Genomic DNA, 200 nt, shown 5'->3' on the forward strand with positions numbered 1-200 from the left:
CTTTTGTCTATTTTATACAAAGAGATTTTTTTGATGATAAATCTTGTGCTTTTTATTATTGATTATCTTCTCATTTTCAATTTGAAAAGCATACGATAAGAGGACTGAAAAAGATGAAGATATTTATGACCGTAACATTTATAATACAGCTTACATTAGCAAAAGCAAAAATAGAGTCAGGGATAACAAATGGACTTGCA

The organism is Clostridium sp. AM27-31LB (genome assembly GCF_003480745.1).
GTDB classification, from domain to species: Bacteria; Bacillota; Clostridia; order Lachnospirales; family Lachnospiraceae; genus Butyribacter; species Butyribacter intestini.